Genomic DNA, 18435 nt, shown 5'->3' with positions numbered 1-18435 from the left:
ATGGATAATGCAAAAAAATACGACTCTTATAAAGAGGCGCAAGAGGCAGTACAGCGTTTAAACCCAGTGCCAACTAGCGTAATAGAGTACGGAGAGTGCTACAAGCAAGACCCAAGGTTGCCTTCAACTCCTGATGAAAAATACAAAGACTCTGGTTGGTCAAACTGGGTAACATTTTTAGGCAAAGAAAAAAGAGACCTCTACCCCACCTATGAGGAAGCGAAAGAGGCAGTACAGCGTTTAAACCCAGTGCCAACTAGCGTAATAGAGTACGAAGAGCGCTACAAGCAAGACCCTAGGTTGCCTTCAACCCCTCATAACAAATACAAAGACTCTGGTTGGTCAAACTGGATAACATTTTTAGGCAAAGAAAAAAGAGACCTCTACCCCACCTATGAGGAAGCGAAAGAGGCAGTACAGCGTTTAAACCCAGTGCCGACAAGCGTAAGAGAGTACAAAGACCGCTACAAACAAGATGCAAGGCTATCGGGTTACCCAGAACAAAAATACAAAGACTCTGGTTGGTCTGGTTGGAAAGTGTTCATGGGTAAAGAAAAAAAAGACCTCTACCCCACCTATGAGGAAGCGAAAGAGGCAGTACAGCGTTTAAACCCAATGCCGACGACTCAAAGAGAATACTTTGAGCGATACACACAAGATCCAAAGCTATCGGGAAACCCTTTTGAAAAATACAAAGGAAAAGGATGGGAAAATTGGAAAAGCTTCTTATCCATCAGCACCTTAACATATAAAGAGCTAGTAGATTGGCTTAGAGATAATGCTTCGAGTGATGTACGAAAAACCTCTAATGTCATAAAGTTATTAAAAGGAAACCCGTCACTCTTCGCTGCGTTTACTGCAACCCAAAAAGGAGAGTTAGAAGGTTACTACGACTTTGCTAGTTTAGTCGGCATTGAATACGAAGACCCATTAGAGGCTCTTGAATTAATAAACACTATTTCACCCAATTTGAGCTATGAGTATGAGTATCGCGAATTGTGTCAATGGTATCGCGCTTTACCAGCAAACCCTGTAATTACGTATGGCTTTGAAACATTTGATGCTTTTTTGTCATTTGATAAATCCATGCTATTTAATAAAGAGCAAGCTATTGCTTTTTGCTCCAAATATAATATCCAGACTAGGGAAGAGTACGACCAATTCGCAAAAACCACGCCTCAACTTCCCTTAAAACCAGGCGACATAAAAGGTGTGTCTCGTTTAGAACAAATCAAATATATCCCTAGTAATTTCTCAGGCATATTTGAATCTGATGATAACGAGTGGGTTCTCCTAGCCGAGCAATACTGCGCTACGGGGAAAAATGCTGTGGGTCGAAAAACGCTAATTAAGAACTTTCTCATCCATTTCAAGGATGTGCTAGATCCCAATTTACGAGCGCAATTTAGCATCAATACTCCGCTTATCAACCCGACTGACTGGTTCAATAGTTTGGCCGATTCTAAACGCAATGAGTCATCATTGAATAAAATTGATGCATTTATGAATTACATCATTGAAGAGCGCTTTACGGCAGTGGATAAGGAAACAGGTGAATCGGTTATCTTTGAGGGGATACGAAACCCGCTAAACTTAAAAAATTTGCCTATTGAATTTGTTAGCATAGGATTAAATGAGAGTAATAAATCTGCTTTGCCTTTTAAATACATTCTAAAAGCCCGTGATTTCATTGCTAATGAATATGTAAAAAGTATTGGTGATATTTACGAGTCCATTAAGTCTAAATCTGATTATTTTGATACCAATATAGATTGGTTTGAGGTGGATGAATCTGTTATTGATAAAAACGACACCAACTGTATTTGGAGAGAAAGAAATGGTGTTTTTGAAATGTGGTCACCAGTCAAAGTTATCGCCACTCTGCTTCAACTATACAAACCGTTCAGGGGTGCTCAAATCGCATGGTTAGACAGCGGAGAGGCCGACAAATATAAGCTAACACTAATAGACGGGAAGCCTAATTGGGTAGAAAATGATTTAATGGACGGATACCGAGTTCCCATTAAACGATGGCAAGGCTTTTTAAAGCCAGAATCATTCGGCCAACCCGCATCCCCTGTAAGCTGTCATGTTAACAGCAACAAGACAAGCAAGAATAGCGCTAGAGGGTACGACATCCCTTGGATTGACGAACGAGTGTTACCTTTTATTCTGCAATTACGAGAATGGCAAGAGAAATACAATCCGATAACAAAGCCAATGAAGTGGTCTGAGGCTGATTTACAGAATGGCTCAGCGAAGAGCGAACTAAAAAAAATGGGCTATCAGGGGGCGTCGTGCTTTTTGATGCGAAACCCCACCAACGGATGCCGACAAAGCCCAATAAAGCAGAGGGTGATCGGCTACACGCTTGCTGGCATTCTTCATCTTATCGAAGACGAAGAGCTTAAACTGACATCTATAAAAGAAAACGCGCCTACAAATTACAATGGTAAGGCGTCAGCTCTCAACGGAATAAAGACATTTTTTACGTTGCATAGTATGCGCGTATCCTTAATTACGGCTTATATTGTAGACGCAAAAATTGCTCCAGAAGTAGTACAAAAGCTGGTAGGTCATTCCTCCATTATAATGACAATTTACTACACCAAGGTTGAAGCTGAAACCATCAGAGCATCTTTACGTGACTCAGAAGAGTTGATTGTTAAGAATCAAACGGAACGTGTCGAGCAGATGATACGACAACGGCAATTAGATCAGCTTGAATCAGAGCTAATTGATTCACAAGGGCGTGTTAAGAAGTCACAACTTCATCAACAACCTGTTATGAACGTAATCATGGATCATGGTATTTGCCCTAATGGACAGACCAAATGCGAGGATGCAGAAAGGCAAGGCTATCTTGGAATGCAAAACTGCCTATCGTGCCCTCACTTATTGACGGGGCCTGCTTTTCTTGGTGGCTTGCAAATGCTGGTTAATGAAGTCAGCCTCGAATGCAAGGCGGCAGCCATTCGCATTGAGGGTCTAAGAGAGGAAATTGATGCCCTCGAAAATGAGCAATATGAGGCAAAAAAAATGAATAAAGCCTATAGCCCTCATAAATTACAGATCGCAGAGTCTACGTATCAGCAAGAAGTAACACGATTTGACGGCTTAACAATTGACATAATCAAAGCGGTTAGACTATCACATCATTCAATCTTATTGCTTAACAGTACAAAGAGTGATGAAAGCACTAAGCTGATCACTCAATACGACAATGGCGAAGCTCAAATTAAGCTAAATGAGGTATCGCATTACCTTCACCTTGATACGATTTGTCAAAGTGCTGAGTTTTATCAATCTTCTCGCCCAGAGCTTGCAAACCCTCAACGCTCGCAATTAATCGATATGTTTGCTCGCAAAAACGGGCTAGAACCAGGACTTTTTGCCTTAACGCCAAAACAACAAGTTGCGGTAGGAAATCAAATCACAAAATTACTGTTAGCTAGATTAGGAAGCTATGAAAGGCTGTCACAGGTTATGGATAAAGATTCCGCTATAACCCTAAAAGACCTAGGAATTTCTGATGCCAGCACAACAAAGAAAGAATTGTCATTCCTAATGTCAGGAAATACAAATCTTGCGCTTGATAACAAAGAAACGCTACACCAAGTAGGAGTGCTACATGACTAACAAAACCACGGTGATCAACAATAAATATGAAGAGCTTGCAGAAAAATGCAGCGCTCGAAAAAAACAATCTCTAGCCATCATCAGGCAGGCTTGTCAGGCTCAAACTACAAAAATAAAGCCTAACTTCTCTACAGCAGAAATTGGCCGTGAATCAGAGAGATTGGGAGGCGTATCCGCTCAATCAATACGAACAGAGCCAAAGCAAATATATCAAACGCTTATAGATGAATTCAAAAGACTTTACCGAGTTGCAGAGGAATTAAAAGCCCTAACCAGCCATGAGGAAATTCAAAAACAAATCGAGAAGATTGAAAACAATAGTTTGCGCTACGCTATGTTGGAAATTTATTTGAAAAATAAAGCATTGACTAACGAAAACAAGCAATTAAAGAAGCTTGAGAGACTGGTATATTCATATCAAACTGGAGAATTGCTGAACCACAAAAAACAATCAGGTCTAGGACTAGATGAACTTGAGATTAAAGCTCTGGCTGATTTTATTAGTGGTCACAATCTTAAAGATCGAGGCTGGTCATTAACTTCTCAAGGTCAATTGTTGGATGAGAATGGGAAAGCATTAAGCAAGAGGGGGTTCGGTGATGCTATTGAGAAATTAACAACATTTGACGTGGAGGTATCCCACAAGGCCATCGAGGGGGACATTTAAATGGCAAACGGCCAACACAAAGTACAACATTTACCTTGTTGAACTTTTAAAAAGATTATTGTGTTAGGGGGTGACTGCGTATGATAAGCGGAGATAAGCTGTGCTTAAGCGCGCAGCGTTTTCCTCATCTTATTCCGTGTTATTGCGAGAGTAAGTTGTCCAGGTAATTGAATGACCAAGTAACGTCATACAAAGTGCAGTCTATACATTTTTTCTATCAAACTTACATAACTACTAGAAGCTTTATAGCGTGATGATAACGAAACCCATACATATAATTACTATCAGATTGTGTTGAGTTGAGTATGTTATTACTATCAAATTAGCAAAATGATACTTTAGATTTTTACTAAAATTTTGGTGAATGATATATGACGATTGGTACTTATATTCTGCTGGCAGCTATTATTACGCTTATCTGTTTGATACATGCTTATTATATTCTTTGTGTAAAAGCCGTAAAAGAAATGGATAAGTTCGACAGTGAAGAGAATCTAGAAAAGTAGCACGTAATATGTCGCAGAAATTCTTTAGTTAATCCCTACTATTATGATAACGATTGCTGTTATTTGGGTCAGAATTAAGCTTCGTGTAGTTAAGAAAGCTTCAGGACATAACTTCATAAACATTGATAATGGGATTGAATCACACCTCTCTATTTTAGTTTCTTGACGAATAAAAACAGCTTATAAATTTAAGACTTTTTTCTTAATTAAATTGTAATCCCTCAATGATTTCTCATCTTTTATAGATTATATGATTTAAATGATGTTTATTAGGCACTTATCAATTTTTGATGCCTTTTATTACATTAAGGGAATAATAATGCATATTTCAAAGCTCACTCTCAGAAATTATAGGAACTTTAAGAATTCGACTCTAACATTTAATAGAGGAATTAATACCCTTATAGGTGAAAACGGTGCTGGGAAAACTAACGTCTTCAGAGCCATTAGGTTATTGCTTGACAATAATTTACCGCGTTCTGCATCGAATCTGATACAAGATGATTTTTGTAGGAAATTAGCCCCTTGGCAAGGTCACTGGATCGTGATTAGTTTAGAGTTTAGCGACATTGGTATGGATGAAGTGAGCCAAGCTTTGTTTATACATGGAACTGCTCAACTAAGTGATACCCCTTTGAAGAAAGCTTCTTATAATTTAATTTTTAGGCCCAAAGCACATATCAGAAAACGACTTTCAGAAATTGAAGATGGAGATGTTGACGAGCTTTTAGAAGTTCAGAATGACATTTCAATCGCCGATTATGAAACCGTTTTTACAGGAAAAAGCGAAGCTGATTTTTCAAATGATGACGTATATAGAAAAATAGTTGGTGATTTTAATTCAGCATCTTTCCCTTCTCAAATATCACAAAAAGATATCGGAGTTTCATTACCAAAAATATTATCTATGCCTAACGAGGTATCATTTACGTTTGTTAAAGCTTTAAGAGATGTAGTTGCTGACTTTCGAAGTAATCGAACTAATCCTTTATTAAATTTACTAAAGTTAAAAAGTGAAAGGATAAAAGATGAAGAGTTTGAACCAATAGTAGGGATTGTTGATGAGTTAAATGAATCAATAGAATCATTAAGTGATGTTAAAGATATCAAAGTTGATATTAAAGATACTTTGAGCGAAACTTTGGGTGACACATATTCTCCAACTTCTTTATCTGTAAAATCTGGCCTATCAAGAGAAGCAGAACAATTGTTCCAATCTTTAAAGTTATTTGTTGATGAGTCAGATGATGAGCATGAAGGTGCTATTCACGAGATGAGCTTAGGGGGAGCAAATTTAATTTATTTAACCTTAAAGTTGCTAGAGTTCAAATATCAACGCCCAGAAGAATCCATAGCTAATTTTCTTTTGATTGAAGAGCCTGAAGCTCATATTCATACACATATCCAAAAAACTTTATTTGATAAAATTGGGAATTCTGAAACCCAAATAATCTATTCAACACACTCTAGTCATGTTTCAGAAGTTAGTAACATTGAAAACATAAATATTCTCTCAAAAACAAGTGATGGCTGTGCCGTTTTTCAACCTTCTATTGGTTTGAATAAGCCACAGATTATGTTTGTTGAGAGATATCTTGATGCTATTCGAAGCAATTTACTCTTTGCTAAAAGTGTCATCCTTGTAGAAGGAGACGCTGAAGAGATTCTAATCCCTACCCTAGTCAAAAAATCCTTAGGTTTATCACTGGATGAATTAGGTATAACTCTAGTTAATATGAGAAGCACGGGATTCGCGAATATCGCTCTTCTGTTTCATGATGATCGTATCAGGAAAAAATGTGCAATTATTACTGACCTTGATAAAGCATTCTTTAGTTTTGAGCCGAATGATAACGATGGTGAATCGGAATTAAGAGCTAAAAATAAAGCTAAAGGATCTGAGAAGTCAGGCAAAGAGAGACAAGAAAAACTTGAAGAATTTAGTCGGGGAAATAAGTGGGTATCTTCATTTTTTGCTGAGCACACCTTTGAAGTTGACTTCATAAAGAATTCTAACGCTTCTTACTTGGTAAGTGTTTTGGATGCAGTTTATTCTGATCCAGATACCATAACCAAGTCACAAAAAGAGTTACTTAATCAAGATATAGTTATCTCAGGAAAAAGAGCATTAACAATGGCTAACAAGCTTGGTAAAGGTTGGTTTGCTATTTCTCTAGGTCAACATATTAATTGCAATGTAACTGTGCCGGAGTATATTTGCAATGCCGTAATATTCGCACATGAAAACTTTACTGAAAAGCAAATTTATAAGATTTTAAAATATCGTTTTGAAAGTCTTCAAGAGTATGTTTCTCATAACAGAAAACTAATTGAAACACTTGATGAAGAAAATGAAACTTATCAAGTTTGGAATAAGTATTTGTTACCTATTGAGCAGGGTATTCTTAATTTCTTACCTAAACTTTTAGATTTTGAAGAGGCGGGAGGATCAATAAAGGAGCTGAAAAAGTCTTTTTTAGAAGATATACAACTATCCAGTAATAATTTTTTAAGGATGTTGTAATTATATGCTTTTATGGGATGAAACAGACTTAAATGATGAACAGTTAAACGCTATATCAGCGACAGATAACGTATACTTAGTTGCGTGCCCTGGTAGCGGTAAAACTAGAACCCTAACATATAAGATTGCGAAGGAATTAATAGCGTTAGAAAGTAATAAAATTTGGGTTGTTGCAATTACTTACACCAATAGAGCCGCGGATGAAATTCGAGAACGAATTGAATTGTTAGGCGTTGATATAACTCAATTGTGGATTGGGACAATTCATGCATTTTGCTTAGAGTGGATCGTCAAGCCATACGCATCAGTACATCCAAGGTTGGAGTCAGGTTTTAGAGTCATTGATTCATATGACACAGAACAACTTCTTGATGAGTTATGTAAGCCTTACGCTTCTCAAAAAGTTAGCTATTACGATTGTAATTACTACTATACGACTCAAGGAATTGTTTATTCATGTGACACAGGAAAGCAAGCTTTTGTTGCTAGAGTTATTGAGCAATACGAAGCAATATTAGCTGCCAATAACCAGATAGATTTTGAACAAATCCTACTTTATTCATATCAAATACTTCGAAAGTTTCCTCAAGTAGCAAAAAATTTAAGCAACTTAATTTCTTATATCTTGATAGATGAATTTCAAGATACAAGAGAGATTCAATACGCAATATTTGGCGACTTAATAAAAAGTAATAGAGAAAAAGTTAAAGCATTTATTGTAGGAGACCCTAATCAAGCCATATTTGGTTCATTAGGTGGTTATGCTATTTCCCTCAAGGAATTGGAGGAGAGAACTAATCAATCATTCAAGCTATTAGGTTTAACTAAGAACTATAGAAGCTCTAAAAAAATAGTATCTCACTTTTCGCATTATAGAGTTTTTCCTTCTGATATTGTCGCGTCAGGAGAACATTCTGATTTCCCATCAATTGTGTCTTATAATAAAAGTATAAAAAAACATGAACTTGCGGCTAATTTAGCTCGACTTATTCGTTACCATATTGAATCAGAAGGAATTAAAAAAAGTGAAATTTGTATTATAGCGCCTTGGTGGATACATATTGGGAGCATGACAAGAGCTTTATCGTCATTACTGCCAGAATATAGTTTTAATGGGCCAGGGTTAACCCCATTCTCAAGAGATGAAGATAATTTTTGGTATAAGTTGTCTAGACTTTTGTTAACTGAGCCTTCACCAGCTCTTTATTCTAGAAGACTTAGATGGGCAAATGATATTTTGGAGTTACTTCGAGAATATGATGCATCTGTCAAAATCACCAAACCTAAAGAGTTACTTCGATTACTCAATGCAATAAATATAACAACAGTTGATGGTTTACAATACTTGCATGAGGCATTTGATCTTCTTGCTGAAGGAATGGGTCTTGAATATAAATGTTCTCATATATTAAGTGAACATCATGATGCTTTTTTTGCTAGTGCCAGAAATCGGGTTGGGAGAATACAAAAAGAAAATGCAGAATATGCTGGTAGTATTGTCGATTTTAGAAATGCTTACAAAAAGAAGACTGGTATAACAGTATCCACGATACATGGTATCAAAGGTGCTGAATTTGACGTGGTTTTAGCCTATGGCCTATTGCAAGATATTGTTCCCCACTTTAGCGAGAAAGACCATTACAGTGCTCATAAGCTTATTTATGTAATTGGTTCTAGAGCTAGAAAACATTTATATCTTTTTTCGGAAAAAGGACGAGGCCCTCTAAAATATCCTAAAAGAGCAACAGATATTCTTTCAGCTCATAATTTTAATTATGATCGAGATGTATACTCACACTAACTAGCTTTGCTTTGAAATATACTGAGCCAAAAGTGGCTATACTGGTTTATTATCCTCCCCAAAAATGGAGATAATAAACCAGTATAAAAATAACCCCTTTTAATTCAAACAACTGGAAATCTATAAATAAAAAAATGTAAATTGGAGGGTTAGTGAAAAGTGCTCTACGAAAAGTTATTCATAGAGCGTAGATAAAGCACCTGTATTTATTCTCTGACCAAACATAAAAGCTTAGAAAGAACTTCAGACCAATTCGGATATTGAGCACTTCCAAACTGAATAAGTAAACCTTCAAACTTATCTTGACCATTTCCGCTGTCATGATCGTCAATGAGAATTTCACCTCGAACTAGGCTTTTATCAGGGCTGATAATGAGTCTCTCTACAAAGCTCATTCCGAGCCATTTCTCAACCCAAATCCTTTTTTCGACATACGAAAATGGGTTGCGAATAGAGGGCGCTGTCAGAATGTAAACTTCATTGCGTTTTGATAACTCTACTAACGATTCAATCGCGCCATGCATAGGTTTAAGGTTCGCGAAGAAACCATATTGAGACTGAGGGTAAAGGATACCAGGTTCTCGGCTCAAAGCTTCTTTATGTGCAGCACTGTAATCGCAAATCACATTGTCCATATCAATGTAAATCGTAGCCATCAGAAAACCCCATTAATGTTATTTAGTTCACGCCATTTCTGAATTTTCTTATCTACTTGACGCAGTGCATTTTCTGAGTGAAGAAGTGAATTCCACGCCTCTGGGCCATAAAATGCGATCACTTTAGCCAGCGCTCTTATTTTTGCTGTTTCTGGCGTAGAGCACGGGAATACTCTTACAAAACTTGAAGAGCGGTGAACCAATGCTTCATATTCAAGAGATGCAATATAATAATTATCAATTTGTTTCAGTCTTATACACTGCTCTTTCGGTAATAAAATAACTCTTCCTTTTGTAAACTCTAATTGCTTGGGCTTTAAAATTTTAACTGCTTTAACGTTTCCCTGCTCTTCGTCCAAAAGTTCAAAAGACCACTTGTCATTGGTTAAGTTATTAAAGATATGTAGATAAGATTTGAAATTTTCAAAGCTGTGGAACCCATATGCCTCACACAAAAACTCTTCAATCTCTCTTTTTTTTAACCTGCGCTGAGGTAGAAGCTCTTTACGAAATAATTTGACGAAAGAATCAACTCCATCACAGGAGACTTCAAAGCAAAAAGGGATATTTTTGAGAGAAGATAATCTAGTGTGTTTTGTAAAACCTGCCGCAACTAAGAAAGATTTTTGCGTCTTTTGTAAACTCAGATGTGGAAATTTTTTTAAAAATAAGGCACAGAACGTTTTCGCTCTGTTTTCGAAATGTAAGTCAGAAAAATCTTTAATCATAAAAGTCTTTTTTATACTAAATACCATTAGCTTTATTCAGGTGCTTCGCTCGCCTGTATTTGCTATCTGTGGTTATTAATTTAAAAACTATTGATAAAAGATATAAGTCCGTTGCTAAATGCGAAGTTGCTGTCAAATGCCATTTAGATATATGGACTTAATTTAACCAGTGGACTAGCTGAAATTATATTGTTGCAAACAACCTTTGAGTAAACAACTAAGCTGAAAGTACCAATTTAGTCTTAAAGGCACAAACTACCGCTCTAAAGGACAAAAAACGAACAAACTGATAGACGTTGTGTTGAGAACCATACACGGTGCGAGCAATGATATAGATATTAATTTTTAATCGACTAATGACTACTTATTACACTTACCGGAAATAACTCACTGAATTTAAATTTGCATCTGGCAGTAATGAGTGAGTAACGGACATTAAAAATTATTTTTAACACTGATTTTATGTCCAGCTGCTATGTATTTCTCCTATATACAGGAAAACGGCCCATTGGGTTGTTTTTATACTTTTCATAATTTCTATAATGGTTAAAAGTATATATGTAGCAACAAGTTAGTAAGTATGATAAATCTGGTACAATGATTAAAATAACCCATTACTTGGTGGAAAAGCGACCTAATGGGTCGATATTAAATTATTATGAGTCTATGGGAGGGCTGACTCCGCATGAAAACTAAACTTAGAGAATTCATCCAGCATTTGTCCCACGAAGTAGAAGATGAAGACAAAGTAGAAGAGTATCTAGACAGCGCAATACCTTATATTGGTTTAATCGTAATATGCTTTAACTCGCTTGAAAGTTCATTGGATTCGGTACTATGCGAAAACTTTACGGATCGAACTGACTACACTGGTCTCATTGTTTTAAATAAAATGAATTACTCAGCAAAAGTCGATTTGCTTAAGCGCTTTTGTGACGACTTCCAAATTGGTCTAGATAAGCAACTAAATGGATACGAGCAATTAATTACAGATTTAAGAGAATCTGCGCGACTGAGAAATTTGGTAGCACATGCAAACTGGGAAAGTACAGATGATGAGGGTTACACCTATGTTCGTCTAAAAATGTCCAAAAAAGGGATGCACCAAGAATACGTACAGTTTACTGAAGAGTCACTCGAAAAGGTCGTAGATTTAATTATTAAAACTCGCTTCAATTTGTACGAATTTTGGGAATATCGAAATGATGTCCTACATGGGCGTGAATAGCCACATAACAAGTCGCTCAAACGGACAAAAAACAGCTGGCTTTTGCTCGTTCCTCGCTAATTTTAGCCAGCTATTTTATCGCCGCTTAGCAAAGCGTTAGAGTTTTCGGACGCATATATGAACTATCTTTCATTATTTAAAATGCCCAAACCAATGAAGATAACAGGAAGATCTTCTAGTATTACAAACGCATTTGTTAACTCGGTCATTCCTGTAATATATCCTACTGAACAAGAAGTCAAAGAGGCTCTTGATGTACTGGAAATGCCTTATAACGAATTTCAGTGTGCTTATTGTGGCGCCGATGCAACGGAGTGGGATCATCTTCGTCCTTTAGTCATAAATAAACAGCCAACAGGTTATATCTCGGAAATACATAACCTTGTTCCTAGCTGTGGAAAGTGCAATCAATCCAAAGGGAACAAAGATTGGCGCGTGTGGATGGTTAGTGATGCCCCTCTATCTCCAAAATCTAAAGGTGTTGTTAGCTTAGAAGAACGAATGAGGCTGTTAGATGAATATGAAAAGTGGAAAAAGCCTACAAAGCTAGATTTTGAGTCCATTGTTGGTAAGGAAGTATGGAGTATGCATTGGAAAAATTGGGAAAGTATTCTTGAACTTATGCGTGATTCACAAGAGTTATCGGAAGTTATTAATGAAAAAGTGGCTCTTGCGTATAAAAAACTCTAACACTCGCACCAACGCATGGACTTTAAAAGTTTGGCTACGCTCGCTATTATAGCCAAAACTTTTAAATCCCGTTATGCGGAGCGTTAAGGCACGCAAGGAACAAATATGTTAGAAACAATAAACACCTATGCAGGACTAATAAATATCGCATTATTCGGGACAATAATAGGGTTTCTAATTCATGTTTCTCGTATGTCTAGAACTGCGATAAAAGATAAATACGAAGCAAAAACTGAAGCTCTAGAGCAACGGATCGTTTTGTTAGAAGCTCAAGAAAGCGTTACAAATAAGAATCATGAAGCAGCAATAAACCTATTGGAAAAACAACTCCAGTTCTATCAGTCGATTGCAGATATGCCAGACGATCAAAAAGTGGCGCAGATAAAATCTGAATATCAACAAAAGCTGTCTGTATTGGAAAGCGAGTTACGAACTAAAGCATCTTCCGAAACAGAGCTTAGACAGCAGCTCGCAGGTTTGGAAGAACAGGCAGAAACAGTGTCAAATGCGTCTTCAGTAACGACAAAAGAAGCAATGAAAGTGCTACAGAATGTAGTAGAGACATTAGTAAAGTTTTATTTATAGTAATGCCCTAACAAGGCATTGCAGCGGACAAACTGCTGCAATGCGGCGTTATGTGTATCATTAGTTCGGAGAGTAATTATAAATGGAAGTTGCTATTTTTAGTTTTATGGGTGCTGTAATCGGCGCAATACTTGTTTTTGTTGCATCCTTATTTACTACCTTTGGTAAATCTAAAGATACGCAGCTTGATGTGCTAACAAAGGTCATTACAACTGAGCGCGCACAATGGCGAAGTGATATGCGTGAACTTACCGCTGAGTTGAGTACATTATTGCGCAGAGAAAACATAAAAACTGATCAAGTATTAATTGAACAATTTCATCAAAAGAGAGTGAAATTACGTTTAAGGTTAAATCCAAACGAAGGCCACGCTTTAGACGAAAAATTATTAGCTTCATTAAAAAAATTTTCCAGCTATATCTCTGAAGATAGTAATACGCCAATAAATTTAGATTCAGAACTTGAATCCTTTGAATTGAACACTCAGAAGTTAATTAAAAAAGAGTGGGATAAATCTAAAAAAGAAGCAGAGTCAGGTAATTTAGGTAAAGCAGATAAACACACATCAAAAGTCAATTCAACAATGGACGCAAAACAGTAGGCTTGCGTTCCTTCGTCGCTTATTTTAGCCTATTATTTTTCGCCGTTTATTAAGGCGTTAGGCTTACAAAGTCATTGTCATCATCGGAGTATTTTAAATGACAGGGAAAACAGCAGCTGGTGATGAGATTACATCAACAGCATTAAAACAATTGGCGAGTTCACCGCCAGTCGCTGTAGGGCTATTTATCATGTGGCTCTGCGGGATTGTGTTATCTTTCGCTTATATCGACAATAACGATAACTTTAAAAGTGGAAACAATCAAAAGTCATGGTTTTTTAATTTAGCTTTAGGCTTTTTGCCTGGCTCTATTGTAATGATTATTTATCATGCTATCTGCCACAAAGAAATGTTATCTACTTTAGAAGGGTTAAATCAATCAGCTTTACCCTCTGCATTAATCCTGGCAGGAATTTCTTGTATTGCACTAATTATCAAGGTGGCTAAGTCATGAGTGAACCAACTTTAATAAATGTTGTAAGTGGAAAAGGCGGTACTGGAAAATCATTACTTACTGCTGTACTAGCCAGAATGGTTGCACAGGAAGGGGCAAAAGTTTTAGTTGTAGATTTTGATTTATTCGTTCGCGGGCTGAGTCATTTTTATTATTTATTTAGTAAAGAAAAAAGAAAGATCACATCTGACTTAACAGTCGCAGATTTTTATGGACTTACTGAAGATTCACCTTATAGAAGTGGCTACGAATTTGCAAAAGAACGTTTTTATGAAGTAGATATTTTACCTGCTGTTGGTGAAATCGAAGCACAACTAAATTACTTGGAAATAGAAAACGACACAGTATTCAAAACTAATCATCTTTTAATGATCTTAAAAGAAACTGATTATGACTATATCTTTATAGATAATCGTGCAGGTGTTGATGAACTAATTTTAGAAACTAGCCGTGTATGTGACATTACTATATCTGTCTCTGAATCTGACCCGATCTCTAAGACAACAAATGAGAACTTACTTCGACACCTCAATACAAGTAAGAGTGGCAAGGTTTACACGATCATTAATAAAATGAAGTTCATGAGATCGTTTGATGATTATCAAGATGCAATGGAACGTATTAGCAGCGACTTTAATGTTGTAGGTCAAATACCTTTTGATGTAGATTTATTCGAGAAATTTGGATCAGATAGATTTTGGGATAGCGCTAATACTACACGTTACGCTTATGCATTAGCTGAAACATGGAACAAGTTATCTAATAGAGAGGATATGCCTCATAAAATAAATATGAAACGTTTTCCTAAAACAGATTTATGGCCCGGAGGAATGAATTCTCCTGTATTTTTAAATCGTTTTGAACGCCTTAGTGTAATAATGTCATTTGTATTTTTAATTGGTTATTTCTTCTTTGACTTTATTGCTTATGGTGAATTTCAAATGAAAGATATTTTACTTCTTTACGGAGTAATTATGCTTACTTTACCAATAGCACGGAGGTTGTTCTTCTGGGGGAAGCCTAACAAGCCAATTAAGCGAGACTAAAAACTGTTCGCTCGGTTTCGCTTCGTTACACATTTTAGCCCCATATTGGGGCTTTATACACTCTTAAACAAATGACGAAATTTAAATTTAGTAAATCACCTTTTTGGGACTCGATACTTAGGAATACAATTTTCATAGAGTTATCGGTATTGCTTATTGCATTTATAAAGGTCTTAGGAGATAGAGGGCTAAAAGACGTCGCATTTTTAAATTTACTTTCCGCTTTGGTTATTACATTGCCATGTTCACTGTTGATTTCATTGATTGTCACTTTGTTAGACAAAAGCGAAGAGAAATAGGTTGTACAACAAAGCAAATTAAATGTATGGATGATCGACGGATTCGACGTTGAGAGATTAAAATTTAACTTGCACTGGTATACTATTTTTTCATGCAAAAAGTACAATGGTATACCTTTTAATATATTATACTATTTCTAGAAAGCCTATAAATAAAGGACTTAACCAACCATCTACACAAAATAATATATTGACTAATTCTATACAACAACAAAATGGAGTTCTATGTCTATGAAACACAAGAAGTTGTTAAAGCCAAACAACGCCCAATCGTGATTATCACGTCAAATAACGAAAAAGAATTGCCAGATGCATTCCTTCGCCGCTGTTTCTTCCACTACATCAACTTCCCAACACCTGAAGAAATGGCCAGCATCATTGATGTACACCACCCAAATATCAAACAAGAGTTGGTACAAACTGCACTGGGCGTGTTCTTCAACTTACGCGAAGTAAATGGCTTACGTAAAAAGCCATCGACCAGTGAATTAATCGATTGGCTTAAATTATTATTGGCCGAAGACATCGATGCTAAGACACTTCACGATAAAACGCACAAAGGCGGGTTAATGCCACTATTCGGTGCACTGCTTAAAAACGAGCAAGATGTCAGCCTATTAGAAAAGTTAGCATTTATGGCCAAGCGCGGTTAACTCCATGCTTATCGACTTTTTCTTCACCCTAAAAAAGTATCGCGTAAAGGCCAGCTTGCGCGAACTACTCGATTTAATTAACGCTTTAAAACAACAAGTGGTATTTGCCGACATCGATGGCTTTTATGAGCTTGCCAAATTGTGCTTAGTCAAAGACGAAACCCAATTCGATAAATTCGACCGCGCCTTTGCCGAGTATTTTGAAGGCGTTGAAAGCATAGATATTTTTAGTCAGTTACAACAGCATAACTTGCCCAGTGATTGGCTAAGAAAAGAGTTTGAAAAACAGCTTAGTAAAGAAGAAAAAGCGCAGCTTAAGTCTCTCGGTGGCTTAGACAAACTTATGGAAACCCTTGCCGAGCGTTTGAAAGAGCAACAGAAACGTCATGCTGGCGGCAACAAATGGGTTGGCACAGGTGGCACTTCACCATTTGGTGCCTACGGCTATAACCCAGAAGGTATTCGCATAGGTCAGGACGGCAACCGCCATCGACGCGCAGTGAAAGTTTGGGACAAACGTCAGTTTAAAAACCTCGACCAAGATGCCGATATCAGCTCTCGCACTATGAAGCTGGCGCTCAAAAAACTGCGCAAATTCGCCCGCAGTGGCGAAAGTGACGAACTCGATTTAAACCACACCATCGAAGCCACTGCCAAGCAAGGCGGTATGCTCGACGTAAGAATGCAGCCGCAGCGTCATAATGCCGTCAAAGTGCTGATGTTTTTTGATATCGGCGGCTCGATGGACGATTACATTCACACCTGCGAAGAGTTATTCAGCGCCGCGCACAGTGAATTTAAGCACTTAGAGTTTTTCTACTTTCATAACTGCCTTTATGAACACGTTTGGCAAGACAATGAACGCCGCTTTCAAAATGTGCTCGACACCATGACAGTGATCAATCGCTTCGGTTCAGATTACAAAGTGATTTTTGTCGGTGATGCCACCATGGGCCCTTATGAAATTAACTACCCCGGCGGCAGCGTTGAGCATTGGAATGAAGAGCCCGGCAGCGCCTGGTTAAATCGCATCACCAATCATTTTGACAATGTCGTTTGGCTAAACCCACAGCCTGTGGATTATTGGCGTTACTATCACTCAATCGACATCATTTATGAGTTGATGGATAAACGTATGTACCCGTTGACGTTAGATGGTATTGGACAGGCAATTAAAGCGCTGAGTTAAATTAAATAAAGCGTGAGAATACACGCTTTATTCACTGGCTTTTTAGTGCTTTTTCTTAACTCCAAAACGCACCATGTCTTTGCCATTCTCAAAAACGTCTTGCGATACCCAGCGACCAAGTAAAAGCTGGTGTTTATCATCTAATACCGCAATAAATGGGCGACCATTACTGTTATTAGTTGCTAAAGCAACGCCTTCAACATTAGTTAGGCCTAAGCCGCCGTTTTCCACCAATAATAAGAAAGCTTCAAGCTCTTTAAGTGTTTCGATGATGTCGTTTTCTTTAATCATGTCTTCATGCTCTAAATACTGAATGAGCATAGGATAACAGGTGTTTGCAGAAGTATAAATTAGCAGGTGTTTTGAGTATGGATAAGAGCCTGATAACTACAGGCTCTGTTTGAATGAAATCCGTTTTCTAGTAACTATCTTAATGAAATACCGTTTACATCACCGTACAGTCTTTTTTGTCTGTCACATAGCAGGTTTCTGTTACAAGGCATTTTTTATCACGACTACACCACTCAGTGATCTTCACACCACCGGCAACTTGAGGCGTTGCTTGTAGATGTAAAGCGGAATCTTGTGATAGTGATTTAAGTGGTTTCTTTTGTAATTTTAATTTCATGTTTTTTCCTTAAAAAGTAATTACCCGTGTTGGGTAACTAACAAATTATTGGAATGAGTTGAGAGAGTCAATCAAATGCAATATCTACTTACTTAATTTACAAAATAAAAACAATTTACCGGCTATCACCATCTGAAAATCGTTTTAGCTCAATATATAAACTTGAATTTTTCATTTAAAAGATGGACTATCAGCTATGAACCCAAGAAAGGTCCAACCAATTTTTTAATAAAAGGATATTAAAATGACATTTAAAACATTGATGATCGCTTCTGCTACATTCTTTATTTCAGCAACATCAGCAGGCGAAAGTGTTGAGTTTGGCTCACCAAAATTAGCCAAAGAAACTTTCTATGAGGTACTTTGCCATGACGCAAATACCCACCGATTGATATATAGAAGTGTTTACAACAACGCCTTTGATGCTGAGATTGACTACAGTACATGTGAATTTATGGGTGGCGTGGCAACTTTAACCACAGGTCAAAGATAGTTCTCACACTTTTAGAGTAAGCGATAGGTGTGCGCTTACTCTAAATAA

Annotated in this window: 16 protein-coding genes and 1 pseudogene; 13 read left to right on the top strand and 4 right to left on the bottom strand. The window is 37.1% G+C overall.

Going from position 1 to position 18435, the window contains the following annotated elements; translation table 11 throughout:
• The 4 genes from ACXAC4_RS02880 to ACXAC4_RS02865 all read left to right on the top strand — a co-directional run bounded on the left by ACXAC4_RS02880 (position 1) and on the right by ACXAC4_RS02865 (position 9137).
• Positions 1-3639 (top strand): VPA1269 family protein, encoded by a 3639-nt coding sequence (locus tag ACXAC4_RS02880; protein ID WP_475158890.1) that lies wholly within the window; start codon positions 1-3, stop codon positions 3637-3639.
• On the top strand, positions 3632-4306 hold the full coding sequence (gene gmtX, locus ACXAC4_RS02875; protein ID WP_475158889.1) for a gamma-mobile-trio protein GmtX: 675 nt from the start codon (positions 3632-3634) through the stop codon (positions 4304-4306). Before ACXAC4_RS02880 ends, gmtX begins: the two co-directional genes overlap by 8 nt.
• Positions 4307-5131: 825 nt before the next feature.
• Positions 5132-7336: an ATP-dependent nuclease gene (locus tag ACXAC4_RS02870; protein WP_475158887.1), complete on the top strand. Its 2205-nt coding sequence runs from the start codon at positions 5132-5134 to the stop codon at positions 7334-7336.
• Positions 7337-7340: 4 nt separating this feature from the next.
• The gene (locus ACXAC4_RS02865) at positions 7341-9137 is read left to right on the top strand and encodes a UvrD-helicase domain-containing protein (RefSeq protein ID WP_475158886.1); all 1797 of its coding nucleotides are present in this window, start codon (positions 7341-7343) and stop codon (positions 9135-9137) included.
• A gap of 206 nt (positions 9138-9343) precedes the next feature.
• Here ACXAC4_RS02865 and ACXAC4_RS02860 read toward each other — a convergent pair whose 3' ends face one another.
• Together ACXAC4_RS02860 and ACXAC4_RS02855 are read right to left on the bottom strand one after the other, a co-directional pair.
• Entirely contained in the window at positions 9344-9793 is a 450-nt protein-coding gene (locus tag ACXAC4_RS02860) for a 5' nucleotidase, NT5C type (RefSeq protein WP_475158884.1), read from the bottom strand.
• Positions 9793-10521: a hypothetical protein gene (locus tag ACXAC4_RS02855; RefSeq protein WP_475158882.1), complete on the bottom strand. Its 729-nt coding sequence runs from the start codon at positions 10519-10521 to the stop codon at positions 9793-9795. The genes ACXAC4_RS02860 and ACXAC4_RS02855 overlap by 1 nt, the downstream gene beginning before the upstream one ends.
• Before the next feature lie 685 nt (positions 10522-11206).
• Here ACXAC4_RS02855 and ACXAC4_RS02850 point away from each other — a divergent pair.
• The 8 genes and pseudogenes from ACXAC4_RS02850 to ACXAC4_RS02815 all read left to right on the top strand — a co-directional run bounded on the left by ACXAC4_RS02850 (position 11207) and on the right by ACXAC4_RS02815 (position 17266).
• Positions 11207-11749, top strand: a complete 543-nt coding sequence (locus ACXAC4_RS02850; RefSeq protein ID WP_475158881.1) for a hypothetical protein — start codon at positions 11207-11209, stop codon at positions 11747-11749.
• Between the two features lie 117 nt (positions 11750-11866).
• Positions 11867-12439 carry an HNH endonuclease gene (locus ACXAC4_RS02845; protein WP_475158879.1) on the top strand — a complete coding sequence of 191 codons (573 nt, stop codon included), beginning with the start codon at positions 11867-11869 and terminating at the stop codon, positions 12437-12439.
• A 105-nt stretch (positions 12440-12544) separates the two neighbouring features.
• Positions 12545-13024 (top strand): hypothetical protein, encoded by a 480-nt coding sequence (locus tag ACXAC4_RS02840; protein WP_475158878.1) that lies wholly within the window; start codon positions 12545-12547, stop codon positions 13022-13024.
• An 82-nt stretch (positions 13025-13106) separates the two neighbouring features.
• A complete protein-coding gene (locus ACXAC4_RS02835) occupies positions 13107-13625 on the top strand; it encodes a hypothetical protein (RefSeq protein WP_475158877.1) in 519 nt (172 codons plus the stop codon).
• Positions 13626-13722: 97 nt separating this feature from the next.
• Positions 13723-14079: a hypothetical protein gene (locus ACXAC4_RS02830; protein WP_475158875.1), complete on the top strand. Its 357-nt coding sequence runs from the start codon at positions 13723-13725 to the stop codon at positions 14077-14079.
• Complete coding sequence (locus ACXAC4_RS02825; protein ID WP_475158874.1) at positions 14076-15125, top strand: ParA family protein; 1050 nt, start codon at positions 14076-14078, stop codon at positions 15123-15125. Before ACXAC4_RS02830 ends, ACXAC4_RS02825 begins: the two co-directional genes overlap by 4 nt.
• Positions 15126-15618: 493 nt before the next feature.
• Positions 15619-16077, top strand: a pseudogene (locus ACXAC4_RS02820) (AAA family ATPase); the annotation flags it as partial.
• A gap of 4 nt (positions 16078-16081) precedes the next feature.
• Positions 16082-17266 (top strand): vWA domain-containing protein, encoded by a 1185-nt coding sequence (locus tag ACXAC4_RS02815; protein WP_475158872.1) that lies wholly within the window; start codon positions 16082-16084, stop codon positions 17264-17266.
• Between the two features lie 42 nt (positions 17267-17308).
• Here ACXAC4_RS02815 and ACXAC4_RS02810 read toward each other — a convergent pair whose 3' ends face one another.
• The gene (locus tag ACXAC4_RS02810; RefSeq protein ID WP_475158871.1) at positions 17309-17557 is read right to left on the bottom strand and encodes a hypothetical protein; all 249 of its coding nucleotides are present in this window, start codon (positions 17555-17557) and stop codon (positions 17309-17311) included.
• Positions 17558-17711: 154 nt separating this feature from the next.
• A complete protein-coding gene (locus ACXAC4_RS02805; protein ID WP_475158869.1) occupies positions 17712-17894 on the bottom strand; it encodes a hypothetical protein in 183 nt (60 codons plus the stop codon).
• Positions 17895-18138: 244 nt separating this feature from the next.
• Here ACXAC4_RS02805 and ACXAC4_RS02800 point away from each other — a divergent pair, with 244 nt between their 5' ends.
• Positions 18139-18387: a hypothetical protein gene (locus ACXAC4_RS02800; RefSeq protein ID WP_475158868.1), complete on the top strand. Its 249-nt coding sequence runs from the start codon at positions 18139-18141 to the stop codon at positions 18385-18387.
• Positions 18388-18435: the final 48 nt, after the last annotated feature.

The organism is Pseudoalteromonas sp. AWM4_233, assembly GCF_056158285.1.
This window is presented reverse-complemented; position numbering and strand designations above follow the sequence as displayed.

Excerpts from the sequence above, each read along its gene's own strand:
- ACXAC4_RS02880 (WP_475158890.1), top strand. The coding sequence starts at position 1 with ATGGATAATGCAAAAAAATACGACTCTTATAAAGAGGCGCAAGAGGCA.
- gmtX (WP_475158889.1), top strand. The coding sequence starts at position 3,632 with ATGACTAACAAAACCACGGTGATCAACAATAAATATGAAGAGCTTGCA.
- ACXAC4_RS02870 (WP_475158887.1), top strand. The coding sequence starts at position 5,132 with ATGCATATTTCAAAGCTCACTCTCAGAAATTATAGGAACTTTAAGAAT.
- ACXAC4_RS02865 (WP_475158886.1), top strand. The coding sequence starts at position 7,341 with ATGCTTTTATGGGATGAAACAGACTTAAATGATGAACAGTTAAACGCT.
- ACXAC4_RS02860 (WP_475158884.1), bottom strand. The coding sequence starts at position 9,793 with ATGGCTACGATTTACATTGATATGGACAATGTGATTTGCGATTACAGT.
- ACXAC4_RS02855 (WP_475158882.1), bottom strand. The coding sequence starts at position 10,521 with ATGATTAAAGATTTTTCTGACTTACATTTCGAAAACAGAGCGAAAACG.
- ACXAC4_RS02850 (WP_475158881.1), top strand. The coding sequence starts at position 11,207 with ATGAAAACTAAACTTAGAGAATTCATCCAGCATTTGTCCCACGAAGTA.
- ACXAC4_RS02845 (WP_475158879.1), top strand. The coding sequence starts at position 11,867 with ATGAACTATCTTTCATTATTTAAAATGCCCAAACCAATGAAGATAACA.
- ACXAC4_RS02840 (WP_475158878.1), top strand. The coding sequence starts at position 12,545 with ATGTTAGAAACAATAAACACCTATGCAGGACTAATAAATATCGCATTA.
- ACXAC4_RS02835 (WP_475158877.1), top strand. The coding sequence starts at position 13,107 with ATGGAAGTTGCTATTTTTAGTTTTATGGGTGCTGTAATCGGCGCAATA.
- ACXAC4_RS02830 (WP_475158875.1), top strand. The coding sequence starts at position 13,723 with ATGACAGGGAAAACAGCAGCTGGTGATGAGATTACATCAACAGCATTA.
- ACXAC4_RS02825 (WP_475158874.1), top strand. The coding sequence starts at position 14,076 with ATGAGTGAACCAACTTTAATAAATGTTGTAAGTGGAAAAGGCGGTACT.
- ACXAC4_RS02815 (WP_475158872.1), top strand. The coding sequence starts at position 16,082 with ATGCTTATCGACTTTTTCTTCACCCTAAAAAAGTATCGCGTAAAGGCC.
- ACXAC4_RS02810 (WP_475158871.1), bottom strand. The coding sequence starts at position 17,557 with ATGATTAAAGAAAACGACATCATCGAAACACTTAAAGAGCTTGAAGCT.
- ACXAC4_RS02805 (WP_475158869.1), bottom strand. The coding sequence starts at position 17,894 with ATGAAATTAAAATTACAAAAGAAACCACTTAAATCACTATCACAAGAT.
- ACXAC4_RS02800 (WP_475158868.1), top strand. The coding sequence starts at position 18,139 with ATGACATTTAAAACATTGATGATCGCTTCTGCTACATTCTTTATTTCA.